Genomic DNA, 14,792 nt, shown 5'->3' on the forward strand with positions numbered 1-14,792 from the left:
TTACCCGGGGCGGGAAGGCTGTACGTGTCATAGCCGTGTCGACCCGCCCCCGTAGGAATCCTGATGCTGGAATCATTGCTCGTCCCCACCGCGATCGTGGCCCTCGCCGAAATTGGCGACAAAACCCAATTGCTCGCGCTGATCCTTGCCGCGCGCTTTCGCAAGCCCTGGCCGATCATCGCCGGTATCATTGCCGCTACCCTGGCCAACCATGCCGCGGCCGGTGCCGTCGGCGCCTGGTTCAGCACCTTCTTCTCCGCCGCCACCCTGCACTGGATTCTCGCCGCAAGCTTTGCCGCCACGGCACTGTGGACGCTGATCCCGGACAAGATGGACGATGACGAAGCCAGCACCGCACGGCGCTTCGGCCCGTTCCTGACCACCCTGATCGCGTTCTTCATCGCGGAAATTGGCGACAAGACCCAGGTCGCCACGGTGATGCTGGCGGCGCAGTATCCGCACCTGATCATGGTCATTATCGGTACCACCCTGGGCATGCTGATTGCCAACGTGCCGGTGGTATTGGCGGGTAATTTTGCTGCAGAGAAACTGCCACTGACCCTGATCCGCCGCCTGGCGTCGGCTGCATTCTTCGTCCTGGCCGCGGTGGCGGTGTATTCGGCGATGCAGGTCAGTGGCTGGATCGGCTGAATACAATCGCAGGTCAAGCCCGCTCCTACAGTGGCCTGTGGGAGCGGGCATGACCTGCGATTTTTACTTGCGGGCCTGCTCGTACAACGGCATCACCTTCGGAATCGCCGCCTGCAACGAAGCCTGACGGCTGGCCGACGCCGGGTGAGTGCTCATGAACTCCGGCTGCGAGCCACCCGAGGCCTGGGCCATCTTGTCCCACAGGCTGATCGCCGCATTCGGGTTGTAGCCGGCGCGGGCGGCCAGCTCCAGGCCGATCAAATCGGCTTCGTTCTCGTTGGCGCGGCTGTTGGGCAGGGTCATGCTGTACTGCACCACCGTGTCGGCGATCGCCATGCTGTCCTGGCCCAGGCCCAGCAGGGCACCGGCGCCCTGGCGAGCCATCTGCACGCCATAGGCCTTGGACATCGCCTCACGACCATGCTCACGCAGGGCGTGGGCGATTTCATGGCCCATGACCGCAGCGAGCTCGTCGTCGGTCAGCTTGAGTTTTTCGATCAGGCCGCTGTAGACGAAGATCTTGCCACCCGGGCCGCAGTTGGCGTTGAGCTCGTCGCTCTTGATCAGGTTGACTTCCCAGTTCCACTGCGCCGAGTCCGGGCGGAACTGCGGGGCCTGGGCAATCAGGCGGTCAGCGATCAATTGCACGCGCTTGGCGTTGTTGCTGGTCTTGTCGAGCACACCCTTGCTGGATGCCTCGCCCAGGGTTTGCTGGTAGGACTGGGCATACATCTGGTTGACCTCATCGGTCGACAGCATGCTGAACATGTATTGCTTACGCTCGACACCCACGGCGCCGCCGCTGGTGGTGTTCACCGCCTGGCAGCCAGCGAGCAGGACGCTGGCGCTCAATGCACCGATTACAAATGACTTACGCATGAAAACACTCCCTTCGAACATGCCGCGTATCCTAGGCCGACTCCGTTGAGCCCGCCATATCCCTGACGAAGAATTCTCCAGACGGTGCTCATGCTTTCGCCCGGCCGGGCCGATAACGCAAGGCAGACGCCTTTCCTTGCGCTTGGAGCCCCCTCATGAAGTTCCGGTCGATCCAGTTTTCCGTCGCCGCCCTGGCCGGCGCCATTGTCCTGAGCATTGTCGCCGCCCTGGTGCTGTACGCCGTGTATTCCGGCGAACGTACCCAGGAGCTGGTGCAAAGCCGCACCCAGCAGCAATTCGAGGCGGTGATCGAGCAGCGCCTGACCGCCCTGGCGCGGACCCAGGTCAGCGAGATCCAGCGCGGCCTGGAAGCACCGCTACTGATTGCCAGGGGCCTGGCTACCAGCAACGCCATGCTCGGCATGCAGGACGCCAGCGGCAATCCGCTGCTGAAGATCGAGCGCCAGCAAATGATCGCCCTGCTCAAGCAGACAGCACTGACCAACCCACTGATCCTCGGCACCTACCTGGGCTGGGAAAGTAACGCCCTGGACCACGACGACGCGCGCTTCGTCGGCACCTCGATCACCGGTATCGACAGCGCCAGCGGGCGCTTTCTGCCCTGGTGGTTCCGCAACGAAGACGGCAGCCTGGGCCTGGACAAACTGGCCGACGTCAACGACCAGACCGTCCTCGCCACCGGCGTGCGCGCCAGTGAGTACTACCTGTGCCCGCGGGAATCAAAGAAAGCCTGCGTGATCGACCCGGCACCTTACAAGGTAGGCGACAAAGTAGTGATGCTCGCCTCGTTCGTCGAGCCGATCATGATCGACGGCACGTTCCAGGGCATTGCCGGCGCCGACCTGTCGGTGAACTTCATCCAGGAACTGCTCAATACCGCCGATCGCCAGCTCTATGACGGTGCCGGCGAGCTGGCACTGGTGTCCGGCAACGGCCGCCTGGTGGCCTTTACCAAAGACCCGGGCAAATTCGGCGAGAAAGCCAGCGACGTCCTCGACGCCAATGCCGCCGCCACCCTGGCGCAACTGAGCGGCGAGAACCTGCACTACGAAGTCGACCAGGGCGCAGGCCGCATCGAGCTGTACTTGCCGTTCAAGATCGCCAATACCGACGCGCGCTGGACCCTGCTGCTGGAACTGCCGATCAGCGCGGTGATGGCCGATGTGCAGAAGTTGCAAAGCGACCTCAGCGACCAGCGCCGCACCGACATCACCGGCATGACCGTGGTCGGCCTGGGTATCGCCGCCCTTGGCCTGCTGGTGATCTGGCTGCTGGCCCACGGCATTGCCCGGCCACTGCGGCAAATGGTGGCGATGCTCGATGACATCGCCCAGGGCGAAGGCGACCTGACCCGCCGCTTGAGCAGCGACCGCGCCGACGAACTGGGCTCGATCGCCAAGGGCTTCAACACCTTCCTGAGCAAGTTGCAGGCGATGATCAGCCAGGTGGTGGCCTCGGTGCAGAAGGTCAGCGACTCCTCCGAACACACCGCCGACATCGCCATTCGCACCAACCAGGGCGTACACAAACAAATGGCCGAGATCGACCTGGTGGCCACCGCCGTGCACGAAATGACTGCTACCGCCCAGGACGTCGCGCGCAACGCCACCCATGCCGCCCAGGCCGCCAGCAATGCCGACCAGGCCGCACACCAGGGCCTGGCGATCGTGCGCGATACTTCCAGTTCGATCAGCGCCCTGGCCGAGGAAATCGGTCGAGCAGTGGGTGTGGTGCAGAACCTGGCGCGCGACAGCGAAAACATCAACGCCATCCTCACCGCCATCCGCGCGATTGCCGAGCAGACCAACCTGCTGGCGCTTAACGCTGCCATCGAAGCCGCTCGCGCCGGTGAGCAGGGCCGTGGTTTTGCCGTGGTCGCTGATGAAGTGCGCAACCTGGCGCAGAAAACCCAGCAGGCCACCGAAGAAATCCAGCAGATGATCCAGCAACTGCAGCAAGGTACCCGCGATGTGGTGCGGGTCATGGAAGACAGCCAGGGCAAGACCGACGACAGCGTGCAGCAAGCCGCGCGCGCTGCCCAGGCGCTGGAAAGCATTACCCAGGCAGTGTCGGTGATCAACGACATGAACACGCAGATTGCCAGTGCTGCCGAAGAGCAGAGCGCGGTGGCCGAAGACATCAACCGTAACGTGATCAATATTGGCCAGGTGGCCAACGAGGTGGCTGGCGGGGCGGATGAGTCGAGTACCGCCAGCGCCGAGCTGACCAAGCTGGCCGAGCAACAGCGGCGCTTGATCAATCAGTTCAGGGTGTAAAGCCAGCCCCCACAGAGCAAAGGGTCAGCTGAGGGAGCAGGCTTGACCCGCGGTGCTTTTAAGCCGGGGTCAGACACTCCGGCCCATTGAGCTTGGGATCATTGACCATATTGGCCAGCACCCGCTCACGCAGCGGCGCCTGGCCGCCCGCCAGCAGCTCGTACAAGCGCGCCGGCGGGGTTTCGGGATCGAGCCAGGCAGCCTGCCCGGCCTCATCGAGAATCAGCGGCCGGCGCTGGTTCAGCGCCGCCTGGGTTACCACCGCGGTACTCAGCCAGACCTGATCCTGCACCGGATATGCCTCCCAGATCGCTGCAAAAAACAACGACGAGCCCTCCCCCGGCGTCAGCCAGTACGGCCGCTTGCGCTGGGTGCCGCGCCATTCGTAAAAGCCGTTGGCCGGTAGCAGACAGCGACGCAGGCGAAACGCCTCACGGAACATCGGCTGTTCGGCCAGGGTTTCGGCGCGGGCGTGGGCCGGGGTGCGCGACAAGTCGGTGAGCCAGGCCGGGGTCAGCCCCCAGCGTGCCCGCGCCAGCTCCAGCTGGCCACCCTCGAGGCGGCGCTGGATCAGCACCGAGGCGCCGGGGGAGATATTCCATTGCGCCTGCTGGTCACTGGGAAATCCCGGCAGGGCAGCAAAGGCGGGAGACCAGCGAAACAGCGCATAACGTCCACACATGAGGGCAAAAACCTAGCAAATCAGGGTTCCGGGGATGTTCTCCGGTTCGTCGCCGGCAAGTGGCTGGGCGCTATTGTACGCGGCGATCAGCTCGCGTGCGCAGGCAGCCTGCTCATCGGCCACCGCCAAACCGAGCAAACCGTGCATCGGCAGGTCGCCCATGGCGCCCATCAGGTCGCGGCCGACCAGGTGCACTGTGATGCCTTCGCTGGCGAGCATGCCGATGAGCATTTGTGCTTCGAGCAGGCTTTCAGGGTCGTAGATTCGCTGCATCAGTCATTCTCACCATAAACGTCCAGCATCCATTCCTCGCCATGCACCTGCAGCACGAAACGGATCGGCTTGCAGCACACCTGACAGTCTTCGATGTACTCCTGATCACCGCCCGACAGGTCCACTGTCGTCTCGACTTCTTCACCACAATAAGGACAATCGTAAAGCGCTGTCTCCAGCATCGCGGCCTCCCGAGTGACTTGTGCGTATAATTGCCGGTCTATTTACAGGCCCTGAGTGTGTCTGAGCCGTTTTTCAGACCCCGGCCCTACCTATTACCCTAGCCGTTTCCAACAAGAGAGCATGATGGGCGAATTCGATGCCATCCGACCGTACGACGACGCTGAAGTCCCTGCCGTTCTGGCACGGCTGCTCAGCGACCCGGCATTCCTCGATATCCTCACCCACTTCCGCTTCCCGCGCATGGCCGGGGCCTTCGGCTGGCTGCTCAAGCCGCTGATCGCCCGGCGCCTGCGCAAAGAGTTTGCCGGGGTCACCTGCGTTTCGACCCTGCAGGACAAAGTCGAGTACTACGTCGACCATACCATCGAGCGGGCAACCGACGGCGTGACCTACACCGGCGTCGAGCAGCTCAAGGCCGGTACCGCCTACCTGTTCCTGGCCAACCACCGCGACATCGTCATGGACCCGGCCTTCGTCAACTATGCCGTGTACCACGCCGGCCTGCCGACCCCGCGCATCGCCATCGGCGACAACCTGCTGCAAAAACCGTTCGTCAGCGACATGATGCGCCTGAACAAGAGCTTCATCGTGCACCGCTCGATCACCGGCCGGCGGGAAAAGCTCGCGGCTTACCAGCTGCTGTCGGCCTACATCAACCATTCGATCCGTAACGACGGCCAGTCGATCTGGATCGCCCAGGCCGAAGGCCGGGCCAAGGATGGTGATGACCGTACCGATTCGGCAATCCTGAAAATGTTCCACATGAGCCGCAAGGACGAGCCGTTTGGCGCCGTGATCCAGTCGCTGAACCTGAGCCCGGTGTCGATCAGCTACGAGTACGACCCCTGCGACCAGGCCAAGGCCCGCGAGCTGTATATCCGCGCCACCACCGGCACCTACAGCAAGGCGCCGGGTGAAGACGACATCAGCATCGCCCAGGGCATCACCGGCTACAAAGGCCGCGTGCACATCAACTTCGCCCCGCCGGTGACGGAGTTCGTCGAGGACACCAAGCAACTGGCAGCAGAGATTGACCGGCAGATTCTGGCCGGCTACCGGTTGTTCCCGGTGCATTACCTGGCCTATGCGCAGTGGGCCGATGCCGACCCGGCGCTGGAGGTGCCAGCAGCGGCCAAGGTGTTTGCGGCCGATGAACTGGCCCGCGCCCAGGCCGAATGGCAGCGCCGCCTGGACGCCTGCCCGGCCGAACAGCGGCCGTACCTGGTGCAGCAGTATGCGATGCCGGTACGCAATCAGTACCGGGTCAAGGCGGGGTTGGCGTTGTAAATTTATCGCGGGTCAAGCCCGCTCCCACAATTAACTTGGGAGCAGGCTTCACACCCAGGTGCTGAACCAGGACAACAGCAAGGCCAGCGCCAGGAAGGCAAAGCCAAGAATGTAGTAGAAGCGGTTGATGCGCAGGCTCATGCCATCGATCACCGCTTCATCACCAGCCAGGCCCGCCAGGGTTTGCGCCGCGCGGCGGCGGGCACTGTGCAGCAGCAGGCCGCCCGGGCAGGTCAGCAGCAGGGCCAGCAGATTGATCAGCTTGGCCGGATGGGCGGCGAACAGCCCCCAGATCACTTGCAACGACATCGCAAAACCTCAAAAGAAGTACATCGATACTTTCGACTCGGCGGGCATTCTACCCAAGCGCCGTGCCCTTGCCTGTGCTTTGCGACAAATGACGATTAATTCCCGGCGTCACACGCTCGTCATCAAGACACGCCACTCTGTTGGCCGTCGCCACTTACCGGAGCTTGTCATGCTGCACGCCGAAAACCAGGACCGCCTCTACCTGATCGCCCAGAGCGATGAGCAGCAGGCGTTGATCGACGGCCTGGCGTTCAACGTCCAGGACCGCCAATGGCTGGTGTACTGCGCCCTGGGCGGGCATGCCCATGAAGACCTGCCCGAGGTCGACGGCCCTACCGGCATCAGCGTGCTGGACTTCTACGTCGAAGCCGCCTGAACCTGCAAAAACACAAAAGCCCGATGCCTGCCATGCAGACATCGGGCTTTTTGCTGGTGAGGCTTATTCGCCGAGGATCTGGCCGATGGCCTGGTCCTTGAACAGGCGGGTCAGCGCATCGCTGAGCACATCACCCACCAGCTTGGTGTTGGTTTCCTGGTTCGGCGCCATGCCGAAGCGCTGGTCCAGCGACGCGCCGTAGCGGCCGCTGTAGCGACGGTTGGCGTTGGCCACGTCAGCCTTGAAGGTAGCGCCGATGGTGGCTTCGGTCACGTACATGCCTTCTTTGGGCGACTGGTACTTGAGCTCGGCCAGGGTCACGGTCAGCTGCGGCGCGTTGTAGGCGTTCGGCGTCGGGGTAAAGCCCAGCAGGCGCACAGCTGCTTCGGCCTGGGCCTGCAGTTTTGGCAGGATGTCGTTGCCGGTCACGGTGATGGCGCTGGTTTCAGGGTACAGGCCGCCACGGGTGCCGAGGGTTTGCGAAGCGCGACCATCGACCACCTTGACCACCACTGGCTGGCCATGACCGACCGGCGCCAGCTGGGCGTTGAGTTTCGGTTGCGGGCTGAGTTGTTGCGGGCTGTGGGCACAACCGGCCAGGGTCAGACTGGTCACCGCGATCAAACCGAACAACAAACGTTGCAACATGCTCATCTCTCCAGAATAGGCAGCAAAGGCCGCCAGTATAACCAGCACGGGGCAGCCCAGCTATCGGCGTGCCATTAGTGAATAAGACAGGCATCCCCGGGCCCGGTTCGCTGTCACAATCGTTTCATCACTGCCCGGTTATCCTAGGCTCAGTTCTTCACAGGGATACCCGCCATGTCCTCGCTCCTGGCCCTGCTGTTCAAACGCAACCCGCAACGCTGCTTCGCCCGCCTCGACGCCCACGGCCTTTGCCAGGCCTTCAAGCAGTGCGCGCAGGCCCCGGCGACCAGTGGCTGGGTGGAAATCAGCGAAATTCGCCTGGCCTGGCTCAACCGTCCGCTGCCCGCCAGCGCCCGTGTTTCAAAGCGTGTCAGTGGAAACTGGCTGCAACGCAGCCTCGCCGCCTGAGTTTTGCCTCAATAAAAGTCGCTAATAAAGAGCTTTTCTGCCCGCGACATCGCTATAATCTCCCCCCGATTATAAGGACGTCTCCTGATCGGGCCTCGCAGTACCGCCAATGCCCAGCATTGCGCATCCCCCGCACCGCCCACAGAGAGCCTTCCACACAGGTCTTGCACCAGCCAGTGTGCCTGCGTCATCCGGCCATCTGCTCTGCCTGAACCTGCCGGGTCTGCCATCGCGCAGCCCATTTTGAGGTTCACGTCTCCAAAAGAGCGTGAAAAAACGGGTTTTCACAACTTCACGAGAGTGTGGCGAGCAATGAACAGTCTGGCATGTGCAAAAGCACCTAAAGTGTCCCGAACAGCCCTGAACAGCTGGCAACAGCACTCATTTGCAATGGGTGCCTGAAACCGGTCCATAACGCACGACGGATACCTTGACCATAAGTCGAATTGCCGCACCGGCTGTAAAATGCGTTCATAGGCAACGCAAAGCCCGGTTGGTGGTGTCCGCTGAAGTTGCAAAAACTGCGAATAATCGGACATGGCGATCCTGGCAAGCCAGGGATCCTATGCTGTCAATTTGGTGCTGAAGATTTTGGAGACGCGTTAATGGCGCAGAACGAAGCAGTCGATGTAGTACTGGTAGGGGCAGGCATCATGAGTGCCACCCTGGCCGTACTGCTCAAGGAACTCAACCCGGCGATCAAGCTGGAAGTCGTCGAGTTGATGGATTCGGGTGCCGCGGAAAGTTCCAACCCGTGGAACAACGCCGGGACCGGCCATGCCGGGCTGTGTGAACTGAACTACACGCCACAGGCCGCCGACGGCAGCATCGATATCAAGAAAGCGGTGCATATCAATACCCAGTTCGAGGTGTCCCGGCAGTTCTGGGCCTACCTGAGCAAAAAGGGTGCGTTCAGCTCGCCGCGGGCGTTCATCAACCCCGTGCCGCACCTGAGCTACGTCGAGGGCGAGAAGGGCATCAGCTTCCTCAAGAAGCGTTTCGAGATGCTCAAGCAGCACCACGCCTTCAGCGAAATGGAGTACACCGAAGACAAGGCGGTGATGAACGAGTGGATGCCGCTGATGATGCCGGGTCGCCCTGCCGACCAGCAGATCGCCGCCACCCGCGTCATGAAAGGCACCGACGTCAACTTCGGCGCGCTGACCAACAAGCTGCTCAAGCACCTGGCCAACGCCCCCGAAGCACAGGTCAAGTACTGCAAGAAAGTCACCGGCCTGCGCCGTAACGGCAGCGGCTGGACCGTCAGCATCAAGGACGTCAACAGCGGCAGCAGCCGTGAAGTCGATGCCCGCTTCGTGTTCCTCGGCGCCGGTGGCGCGGCCCTGCCGCTGCTGCAACTGTCGGGTATCGAAGAGAGCAAGGGCTTTGGCGGCTTCCCGGTCAGCGGCCAGTGGCTGCGTTGCGACAACCCGGAAGTGGTCAAGCGCCACCAGGCCAAGGTCTACAGCCAGGCCGCGGTAGGTTCGCCACCGATGTCGGTGCCGCACCTGGATACCCGCGTGGTCGACGGCAAGACCTCGCTGCTGTTCGGCCCGTACGCAGGCTTCACCACCAAGTTCCTCAAGCACGGCTCGTTCCTCGACCTGCCGCTGTCGGTACGCATGGGCAACATCGGCCCGATGCTGGCCGTGGCCCGCGACAACATGGACCTGACCAAGTACCTGGTCAGCGAAGTGATGCAGTCGATGGAGCAGCGCCTGGATTCACTGCGCCGCTTCTACCCCGAGGCCAAGGCCGAGGACTGGCGTCTGGAAGTGGCTGGCCAGCGCGTGCAGATCATCAAGAAAGACCCGAAAAAAGGCGGCATCCTGCAGTTCGGTACCGAACTGGTTGCAGCCAAGGACGGCTCCCTGGCCGCCCTGCTCGGTGCTTCCCCTGGTGCTTCGGTAACCGTGTCGATCATGCTGGATCTGATCGAGCGCTGCTTCCCCGAGCAAGCCAAGGGCGCCTGGGCGGCCAAGCTCAAGGAAATTTTCCCGGCCCGGGAAAAGGTCCTGGCCACCGACGCTGCCCTGTACCACAAGATCAGTGCGTACAACGACGAGGCCCTGGGCCTGGTCGAAAGCAGCCCGGCGCAGAGCTACGCATAATCTGCCGGCATAAAAAAACGCCCTTCGGGGCGTTTTTTTATGGGCGCTGGTATCAGCCGCGAGCCTTGTCGATGATCTCGGTGTACTCGGGCGCATTGCGCTGATCCGCGATGGCTTCGACGAAGGTCTTACCGTGCTCGTCCTTGCCGTCCAGGTCATAACCAGCCTCGACGAAGAAGCCGACATAGCGCTCGAAGTCATCGACGCGCAGGCCGCGGTAGCCCTTGATCAGCTTGTGATGCGAAGGCGAAGTTACGCCATCGGCCGGCTCGTATTGCAGGAACGACTTAATGTAGTCATCACTGATCTCATCACCAATCACTTGCTTCTTGTCTTTACGCATTGCCGACTCCAACTGAACCATCACGGACATTTTCACGGGCCGGCAGTTTACCCCCGGGCAACGCCGGCACTCAACGCGCGCGTACGCTTCCGGTATGCAGATCGGCCCAGATGTGACCGTTGGGGTAGCTGAGGAACTGCACATAGACGGTATCGTTGCGCAGCAGATCGAGCATCACCCGGTACTGGGCCAGCGGGTAGTTGAGTGTGAGGGTTTTGCTTTTGTCGTCGAACACCGGCTTTTTCAGGCTTTTGCTTTCGGCATCGAAGCTGACCAGTACCTGGCTGATGGTCGCGCCCTTGCTCAGCGGCTTGCCCTTGAGGCGCAGAATCAACGGTGAGGTGACCGGAATCGGTTGCTGGTTGGACTGGCGCTGGTTGCCCACTACCACCGAATAGCTGGTGACCTGCAGCAACTGCTGCGAATCGGCAACTTCCTTACGCAGCCCGAGGTCGTCGGGCGGCAGGAACTGGCTGTGCAGGGGCGCCGCGGCCAGCGGCATGCTCAGCAGGAACAGCAGGGGGAAAATCGCACGCATGTCAGGCTCCTTGGGGGCAGCCTGGCACTCTAGCATGGGGTAAGGCAAACGGGGCAAGCCGGGTCGACCGGCCCCGCCTGTGGACCTCAGAGACCCTTTACAGCGTAGATACCGTTAGCGTTGCGCCAGTAGCCTTTGTAGTCCATGCCATAACCGAACACATAGCGGTCAACACAGCTCAAGCCGCAGAAGTCGGCCTTGAGGTCGGCGCTGGCCTTGCGGTCGTGGTCCTTGTCGATCAGCACGGCAGTGTGCACGGCGCGGGCACCGGCATGCTTGCAGAAATCGATGATTGCGCTGAGGGTATGACCTTCGTCAAGAATGTCGTCGATGATCAGCACGTCACGATCGATAAACGAGACTTCCGGCTTGGCCTTCCAGAACAGGTCGCCGCCGCTGGTCTGGTTGCGGTAGCGGGTGGCGTGCAGGTAGGACGATTCCAGCGGGAATTGCAGATGGGTCAGCAGTTTGCCGGCGAAGATCAGGCCGCCGTTCATCACACAGAACACTACCGGGTTGCTGTCGGCCAGCACCTCGGTGATTTGCGCGCCCACGCGGGCGATGGCGGCCTCGACTTCGGCTTCGGTGTGCAGGCAGTCAGCCTCGCGCATGACTTGACGGATGTGCTCGAGATCGGCGGACATGGCGCTCTCCAAGGGGCGGCAATTGAGAAAAGCGGGCAAAGGTACGCATCCCGTCGCATCAGATCAAGCATTTCTGGACTAACGTCCAGTAAGTCTGAGGACATGCATGGCTGAATAGATTAATCTAGCGCGGTTTTTTTGCCCGCCCCCCGGAGCTTTTCCCTATGCCTACCCGTGAGATCCGCCATCCGCTGATCCGCCACAAGCTCGGCCTGATGCGCCGCGCCGACATCAGCACCAAGAACTTTCGCGAGCTCGCCCAGGAAGTCGGCACGCTCCTGACCTACGAAGCAACCAAAGACCTGCCGCTGGAAAGCTACGAAATCGACGGCTGGTGCGGCAAGGTCCAGGTCGAGAAGATCGCCGGCAAGAAGATTACTGTAGTACCGATCCTGCGCGCCGGCATCGGCATGCTCGACGGCGTGCTCAGCCTGATCCCGGGCGCCAAGGTCAGCGCCGTGGGCGTGGCCCGCAACGAGGAGACCCTCGAGGCGCACACCTACCTGGAAAAACTCGCCCCGGAGATCAACGAGCGCCTGGCGCTGATCATCGACCCGATGCTGGCCACCGGCGCCTCGATGGTCGCCACCATCGACCTGCTGAAAAAGGCCGGTTGCAAGGACATCCGCGCGATGGTCCTGGTTGCCGCCCCCGAAGGCATCGCCGTGGTCGAGAAAGCCCACCCGGATGTGCAGATCTACACTGCCTCGATCGACCAGTGCCTGAACGAGCACGGCTACATCATCCCGGGCCTGGGCGATGCCGGTGACAAGATCTTCGGTACCAAGCAGAAGGACGCCTGAACATGCAGGATGAGTTCAACGACCCGCTCTGGCGCCAGGTCGTCTCCGGCGCGCAGATGCTCTTCGTCGCCTTTGGCGCGCTGGTATTGATGCCGCTGATTACCGGCCTCGACCCCAACGTCGCGCTGTTCACGGCGGGTTTGGGAACTCTGCTGTTTCAGATAGTGACCGGCCGTCAGGTGCCGGTATTCCTGGCCTCGAGTTTCGCTTTCATCACTCCGATCATCCTCGCCAAGGGCCAGTTCGGCCTGGCCGAGACCATGGGCGGGGTCATGGCGGCGGGCTTCGTCTACACCTTCCTCGGCCTTGCGGTAAAAATCAAAGGCACCGGCTTTATCGACCGCCTGCTGCCACCGGTGGTGATCGGCCCGGTGATCATCTCGATCGGCCTGGCAATGGCGCCGATTGCCGCCAACATGGCCATGGGCAAGGCCGGTGACGGCGCCGAGCTGCTGCCGTACGGCACCGCGATGATGATCTCCATGCCGGCGCTGCTGACCACCCTGATCGTCGCGGTGTTCGGCAAGGGTATCTTCCGCCTGGTGCCGATCATTGCCGGGGTGCTGGTGGGCTTTGCCCTGTCGTTCTACTTTGGCGTGGTCGACACCGCCAAGATCGCCGCCGCGCCCTGGCTGGCGCTGCCGCACTTCACCGCGCCAGCGTTCAACTGGCAGGCGATCCTGTTCATCGTACCGGTGGCCCTGGCGCCGGCGATCGAGCACATCGGCGGGGTGATTGCGGTGGGCAGCGTGACCGGCCGCGACTACCTGAAAAAGCCTGGCCTGCACCGCACCCTGCTCGGTGACGGCATCGCCACCACCACTGCCGGCCTGTTCGGCGGGCCGCCCAACACCACCTACGCCGAAGTGACCGGCGCGGTGATGCTGACCAAGAACTACAACCCGAAGATCATGACCTGGGCGGCAATCTTTGCCATCACCCTGGCCTTCATCGGCAAGTTCGGCGCGCTGCTGCAGAGCATTCCGGTGCCGGTAATGGGCGGCATCCTCTGCCTGCTGTTCGGCTCGATCGCGGCGGTGGGCATGAACACCATGATCCGCCACAAGATCGATCTCAGCGAAGCGCGCAACCTGGTGATCGTGTCGGTAACCCTGGTGTTCGGTATCGGCGGCGTGCTGATCGGTAGCGGCACAGGCCCCGATGACTGGGGCCTGAAGGGCATCGCCCTGTGCGCGGTGGTGGCTATTGCCTTGAACCTGCTGCTGCCGGGTAACGACAGCTGGAAGAACAAGGCGCTGGACGATCAGTTGCCTTGATCTGAAGGTCTAGCCCCCTCCCAAGCAGTCTGTGGGAGCGGGCTAGACCCGCGATGAGGCCCTCAAGCCTCTTCGCACATCCCCTTCAACGCCTGCACCCACTGCGGGTGATCATTCAGGCACGGCACCAGCACCAGCTCTTCGCCGCCGGCCTCGACAAACTGCTCGCGCCCGCGGTCACCGATCTCTTCCAGGGTCTCGATGCAATCGGCGACAAACGCCGGGCACATTACCAGCAGCTTTTTCACCCCTGACTTGCCCAGCTCGTCCAACCGCGTTTCGGTGTACGGCTCGATCCACTTCGCCCGCCCCAGCCTTGACTGGAACGACACCGACCACTTGCCGTCGGGGATGCCCATCTTCTGCGCGAACGCCTGGGCGGTGCGCAGGCACTGGCCGCGATAGCAGACCGCAAGCACCTCGGGCGAAGCGGTGCGGCAGCAATCGGCGTCCTGGAAACAATGCTTGCCGGTGGGGTCGAGTTTTTTCAGGTGTCGCTCGGGCAGGCCATGGAAGCTGAGCAGCAGGTGATCGTAATCCTCCTGCAAGTATGGCTGCGCGCTGGCTACCAGGGCGTCGATGTATTCCGGCTTGTCGTAGAACGGCTGCAGAATCGCCATCTCGAGCGGCAGCTTGTGCTCGCCAATCACCTGTTTCGCCTGCTCGATGACCGTGGTCACGGTGCTGTCGGCAAACTGCGGGTACAGCGGCGCCAAGGTGACCTTCTTCACGCCCTGGCTGGCCAGGCGCGTCAGCACCGTCGGCAACGAAGGCTCGCCGTAGCGCATGGCGATTTCCACCGGGCCGTGGCTCCACTGCTCGCGCATTGCGGCCTGCAGGCGGCGGGTCAGCACCACCAGCGGCGAACCCTCGTCCCACCAGATCGAGGCATAGGCATGGGCCGATTGCTCCGGGCGCTTGATCAGGATCAGCGACACCAGCAGCCGCCGCACCGGCCACGGCAGGTCGATGACATAGGGGTCCATGAGAAACTGATTGAGGTACCGGCGCACGTCGGCGACAGAGGTGGAGGCCGGTGAACCCAGGTTGACCAGCAGCAAAGCGTGATCGGTCATGCAACGT

18 protein-coding genes and 1 pseudogene are annotated in these 14,792 nt (G+C 62.5%); 9 read left to right on the top strand and 10 right to left on the bottom strand.

Annotation, left to right across the window (positions count from 1 at the left end; all coding sequences use genetic code 11):
• Positions 1-63: 63 nt before the first annotated feature.
• The gene (locus tag JYG36_RS23345; protein ID WP_045196027.1) at positions 64-651 is read left to right on the top strand and encodes a TMEM165/GDT1 family protein; all 588 of its coding nucleotides are present in this window, start codon (positions 64-66) and stop codon (positions 649-651) included.
• 63 nt (positions 652-714) lie between these two features.
• Here JYG36_RS23345 and JYG36_RS23350 read toward each other — a convergent pair whose 3' ends face one another.
• On the bottom strand, positions 715-1,530 hold the full coding sequence (locus tag JYG36_RS23350) for a M48 family metallopeptidase (RefSeq protein ID WP_045196578.1): 816 nt from the start codon (positions 1,528-1,530) through the stop codon (positions 715-717).
• A gap of 1,334 nt (positions 1,531-2,864) precedes the next feature.
• On the opposite strand from JYG36_RS23350, the pseudogene JYG36_RS26895 reads away from it, so the two are divergent.
• Positions 2,865-2,924 (top strand): annotated as a pseudogene (locus tag JYG36_RS26895) (hypothetical protein); the annotation flags it as partial.
• 198 nt (positions 2,925-3,122) lie between these two features.
• A complete protein-coding gene (locus JYG36_RS26900; RefSeq protein WP_502937522.1) occupies positions 3,123-3,827 on the top strand; it encodes a methyl-accepting chemotaxis protein in 705 nt (234 codons plus the stop codon).
• A gap of 58 nt (positions 3,828-3,885) precedes the next feature.
• On the opposite strand, the gene JYG36_RS23360 is transcribed toward JYG36_RS26900, so the two are convergent.
• The 3 genes from JYG36_RS23360 to JYG36_RS23370 are packed head-to-tail and all read right to left on the bottom strand — an operon-like array spanning position 3,886 to position 4,964.
• On the bottom strand, positions 3,886-4,509 hold the full coding sequence (locus JYG36_RS23360) for an SOS response-associated peptidase (RefSeq protein WP_045196024.1): 624 nt from the start codon (positions 4,507-4,509) through the stop codon (positions 3,886-3,888).
• Positions 4,510-4,521: 12 nt separating this feature from the next.
• Positions 4,522-4,782, bottom strand: a complete 261-nt coding sequence (locus JYG36_RS23365) for a putative signal transducing protein (protein WP_038997143.1) — start codon at positions 4,780-4,782, stop codon at positions 4,522-4,524.
• Positions 4,782-4,964 (bottom strand): CPXCG motif-containing cysteine-rich protein, encoded by a 183-nt coding sequence (locus JYG36_RS23370; protein WP_045196022.1) that lies wholly within the window; start codon positions 4,962-4,964, stop codon positions 4,782-4,784. Before JYG36_RS23370 ends, JYG36_RS23365 begins: the two co-directional genes overlap by 1 nt.
• A 124-nt stretch (positions 4,965-5,088) precedes the next feature.
• Between JYG36_RS23370 and JYG36_RS23375 the strand changes: the two genes are divergently transcribed.
• On the top strand, positions 5,089-6,252 hold the full coding sequence (locus tag JYG36_RS23375; protein ID WP_045196020.1) for a 1-acyl-sn-glycerol-3-phosphate acyltransferase: 1,164 nt from the start codon (positions 5,089-5,091) through the stop codon (positions 6,250-6,252).
• Positions 6,253-6,300: 48 nt separating this feature from the next.
• Here JYG36_RS23375 and JYG36_RS23380 read toward each other — a convergent pair whose 3' ends face one another.
• Positions 6,301-6,561, bottom strand: a complete 261-nt coding sequence (locus tag JYG36_RS23380; RefSeq protein WP_045196018.1) for a hypothetical protein — start codon at positions 6,559-6,561, stop codon at positions 6,301-6,303.
• A gap of 169 nt (positions 6,562-6,730) precedes the next feature.
• Here JYG36_RS23380 and JYG36_RS23385 point away from each other — a divergent pair, with 169 nt between their 5' ends.
• Positions 6,731-6,937 carry a hypothetical protein gene (locus JYG36_RS23385; protein ID WP_045196016.1) on the top strand — a complete coding sequence of 69 codons (207 nt, stop codon included), beginning with the start codon at positions 6,731-6,733 and terminating at the stop codon, positions 6,935-6,937.
• Between the two features lie 63 nt (positions 6,938-7,000).
• Here the strand turns inward: JYG36_RS23385 and JYG36_RS23390 are convergent, their stop codons facing one another.
• On the bottom strand, positions 7,001-7,585 hold the full coding sequence (locus JYG36_RS23390; RefSeq protein WP_038997150.1) for a YajG family lipoprotein: 585 nt from the start codon (positions 7,583-7,585) through the stop codon (positions 7,001-7,003).
• Positions 7,586-7,759: 174 nt separating this feature from the next.
• Here JYG36_RS23390 and JYG36_RS23395 point away from each other — a divergent pair, with 174 nt between their 5' ends.
• Together JYG36_RS23395 and mqo are read left to right on the top strand one after the other, a co-directional pair.
• A complete protein-coding gene (locus tag JYG36_RS23395) occupies positions 7,760-7,993 on the top strand; it encodes a hypothetical protein (RefSeq protein ID WP_045196014.1) in 234 nt (77 codons plus the stop codon).
• A gap of 605 nt (positions 7,994-8,598) precedes the next feature.
• Positions 8,599-10,104, top strand: a complete 1,506-nt coding sequence (gene mqo, locus JYG36_RS23400; RefSeq protein ID WP_213602435.1) for a malate dehydrogenase (quinone) — start codon at positions 8,599-8,601, stop codon at positions 10,102-10,104.
• Between the two features lie 52 nt (positions 10,105-10,156).
• Here the strand turns inward: mqo and JYG36_RS23405 are convergent, their stop codons facing one another.
• From JYG36_RS23405 to JYG36_RS23415, 3 genes are all read right to left on the bottom strand, one after another.
• On the bottom strand, positions 10,157-10,447 hold the full coding sequence (locus JYG36_RS23405; RefSeq protein WP_045196010.1) for a PA4642 family protein: 291 nt from the start codon (positions 10,445-10,447) through the stop codon (positions 10,157-10,159).
• A gap of 70 nt (positions 10,448-10,517) precedes the next feature.
• The gene (locus tag JYG36_RS23410; RefSeq protein ID WP_045196008.1) at positions 10,518-10,985 is read right to left on the bottom strand and encodes a hypothetical protein; all 468 of its coding nucleotides are present in this window, start codon (positions 10,983-10,985) and stop codon (positions 10,518-10,520) included.
• 86 nt (positions 10,986-11,071) lie between these two features.
• Positions 11,072-11,629 (bottom strand): hypoxanthine-guanine phosphoribosyltransferase, encoded by a 558-nt coding sequence (locus JYG36_RS23415; RefSeq protein WP_010225758.1) that lies wholly within the window; start codon positions 11,627-11,629, stop codon positions 11,072-11,074.
• Positions 11,630-11,793: 164 nt separating this feature from the next.
• Here JYG36_RS23415 and upp point away from each other — a divergent pair, with 164 nt between their 5' ends.
• Both upp and JYG36_RS23425 read left to right on the top strand, forming a co-directional pair.
• Entirely contained in the window at positions 11,794-12,432 is a 639-nt protein-coding gene (gene upp, locus JYG36_RS23420) for a uracil phosphoribosyltransferase (RefSeq protein WP_045196006.1), read from the top strand.
• Positions 12,433-12,434: 2 nt separating this feature from the next.
• A complete protein-coding gene (locus tag JYG36_RS23425; RefSeq protein ID WP_093387948.1) occupies positions 12,435-13,709 on the top strand; it encodes a uracil-xanthine permease family protein in 1,275 nt (424 codons plus the stop codon).
• A 62-nt stretch (positions 13,710-13,771) separates the two neighbouring features.
• Here the strand turns inward: JYG36_RS23425 and hemH are convergent, their stop codons facing one another.
• Positions 13,772-14,785 carry a ferrochelatase gene (hemH, locus tag JYG36_RS23430; RefSeq protein WP_045196002.1) on the bottom strand — a complete coding sequence of 338 codons (1,014 nt, stop codon included), beginning with the start codon at positions 14,783-14,785 and terminating at the stop codon, positions 13,772-13,774.
• Positions 14,786-14,792 lie beyond the last annotated feature (7 nt).

The organism is Pseudomonas sp. SORT22, assembly GCF_018417635.1.
Classification (GTDB): domain Bacteria; phylum Pseudomonadota; class Gammaproteobacteria; order Pseudomonadales; family Pseudomonadaceae; genus Aquipseudomonas.

Excerpts from the sequence above, each read along its gene's own strand:
- JYG36_RS23365 (WP_038997143.1), bottom strand. The coding sequence starts at position 4,782 with ATGCAGCGAATCTACGACCCTGAAAGCCTGCTCGAAGCACAAATGCTC.
- JYG36_RS23415 (WP_010225758.1), bottom strand. The coding sequence starts at position 11,629 with ATGTCCGCCGATCTCGAGCACATCCGTCAAGTCATGCGCGAGGCTGAC.
- upp (WP_045196006.1), top strand. The coding sequence starts at position 11,794 with ATGCCTACCCGTGAGATCCGCCATCCGCTGATCCGCCACAAGCTCGGC.
- JYG36_RS23350 (WP_045196578.1), bottom strand. The coding sequence starts at position 1,530 with ATGCGTAAGTCATTTGTAATCGGTGCATTGAGCGCCAGCGTCCTGCTC.
- JYG36_RS23390 (WP_038997150.1), bottom strand. The coding sequence starts at position 7,585 with ATGTTGCAACGTTTGTTGTTCGGTTTGATCGCGGTGACCAGTCTGACC.
- JYG36_RS23380 (WP_045196018.1), bottom strand. The coding sequence starts at position 6,561 with ATGTCGTTGCAAGTGATCTGGGGGCTGTTCGCCGCCCATCCGGCCAAG.
- JYG36_RS23425 (WP_093387948.1), top strand. The coding sequence starts at position 12,435 with ATGCAGGATGAGTTCAACGACCCGCTCTGGCGCCAGGTCGTCTCCGGC.
- hemH (WP_045196002.1), bottom strand. The coding sequence starts at position 14,785 with ATGACCGATCACGCTTTGCTGCTGGTCAACCTGGGTTCACCGGCCTCC.
- JYG36_RS23385 (WP_045196016.1), top strand. The coding sequence starts at position 6,731 with ATGCTGCACGCCGAAAACCAGGACCGCCTCTACCTGATCGCCCAGAGC.
- JYG36_RS23360 (WP_045196024.1), bottom strand. The coding sequence starts at position 4,509 with ATGTGTGGACGTTATGCGCTGTTTCGCTGGTCTCCCGCCTTTGCTGCC.
- JYG36_RS23410 (WP_045196008.1), bottom strand. The coding sequence starts at position 10,985 with ATGCGTGCGATTTTCCCCCTGCTGTTCCTGCTGAGCATGCCGCTGGCC.
- JYG36_RS23370 (WP_045196022.1), bottom strand. The coding sequence starts at position 4,964 with ATGCTGGAGACAGCGCTTTACGATTGTCCTTATTGTGGTGAAGAAGTC.
- JYG36_RS26900 (WP_502937522.1), top strand. The coding sequence starts at position 3,123 with ATGACTGCTACCGCCCAGGACGTCGCGCGCAACGCCACCCATGCCGCC.
- mqo (WP_213602435.1), top strand. The coding sequence starts at position 8,599 with ATGGCGCAGAACGAAGCAGTCGATGTAGTACTGGTAGGGGCAGGCATC.
- JYG36_RS23345 (WP_045196027.1), top strand. The coding sequence starts at position 64 with ATGCTGGAATCATTGCTCGTCCCCACCGCGATCGTGGCCCTCGCCGAA.
- JYG36_RS23375 (WP_045196020.1), top strand. The coding sequence starts at position 5,089 with ATGGGCGAATTCGATGCCATCCGACCGTACGACGACGCTGAAGTCCCT.
- JYG36_RS23395 (WP_045196014.1), top strand. The coding sequence starts at position 7,760 with ATGTCCTCGCTCCTGGCCCTGCTGTTCAAACGCAACCCGCAACGCTGC.
- JYG36_RS23405 (WP_045196010.1), bottom strand. The coding sequence starts at position 10,447 with ATGCGTAAAGACAAGAAGCAAGTGATTGGTGATGAGATCAGTGATGAC.